The sequence below is a fragment of the Actinoallomurus acaciae genome (assembly GCF_042429965.1).
Classification (GTDB): Bacteria; Actinomycetota; Actinomycetes; order Streptosporangiales; family Streptosporangiaceae; genus Actinoallomurus; species Actinoallomurus acaciae.
In genome coordinates this window covers 1-995 of record NZ_JBHLZP010001134.1, presented here as the reverse complement: position 1 = coordinate 995, position 995 = coordinate 1, and the positions used below count along the sequence as shown (strand labels likewise).

Genomic DNA, 995 nt, shown 5'->3' with positions numbered 1-995 from the left:
TCGCGTACCCGAGGACGAGCGCCGCCGGGCGGCCCTCCGCCGCGTGCCAGTAGCCGGCGGAGTGCAGGCCCTGCGCCAGTACCCCGGCCCGTGCGCCGGCGGTGAGCAGCGCCCGCTCCCGCTCCACCGAGGCCACCGGCAGGAGCGCGTGCAGGCCCGCCGAGATGCCCTCCAGCGGCGTCGAGGTCACCGCGGCCAGCCGTTCGGCCAGCTCCGTACGGCGCCGTCCGTAGGTCAGCCGCAGCCTCCGGACATGCCGGTCGTAGTCGCCGCGGGCGATGAGGTCCGCGAGCGCGAGCTGGTCGAGGACGGGTACCGCCGCGGCGGTGTCCTCAAGGGTGTCCAGCAGCGGTTCGCGGATCTCCTCCGGCACCACGAGCCAGCCGATTCGTACGCCGGGTGCGAGCGCCTTGCTGGTGGTCCCGCCGTACACGACGCGGTCGGGCGCCAGCGCCTGCAACGCCCCGACCGGACGCTGGTCGTAGCGGAACTCCCCGTCGTAGTCGTCCTCGATGACGTACGCGTCGTTCCGGCGTGCCCAGTCCACGAAGGCGGTACGGCGGCCGGGAGCGAGGACGGCGCCCCGAGGATGCTGATGCGCCGGTGTCAGGAGGACCGCTCCGACGCCGCCGTCCAGCGCGGACGGGTCGGCGCCGTCCGCGTCGACGGCCAGCGGGACCGTCTCCAGGCCCGCGGCCTCGATCAGCCCGCGATGACGGTCGAGGCAGGGGTCCTCGGCCCCCGCTCGCCGCACGCCCAGCCGCTCGAACGTACGGGCCAGCAGCGCCAGCCCGTGGGAGAACCCGGCCGTGACGACCACGCTCTGGGCGGTGGCCCGTACGCCCCGCGTACGGGAGACGTAGTCCGCGACGGCGGCCCGGAGGTCCGGCAGGCCGGCGTACTCGCCGTAGTCGAACAGGCCCGGATCCGCGGTGGCGGCCGCCCGCCGGACGCTCGCGGCCCACCGGGCGCGGGGGAAGGAGCTGAGGTCGGGC

The 995-nt window shown here is 75.9% G+C and carries 1 protein-coding gene; it reads right to left on the bottom strand.

What is annotated here, in order from left to right:
- The coding region (locus tag ACFFNX_RS51100) for an aminotransferase-like domain-containing protein (RefSeq protein WP_378213751.1) at positions 1-995 on the bottom strand (995 nt) is incomplete at both ends.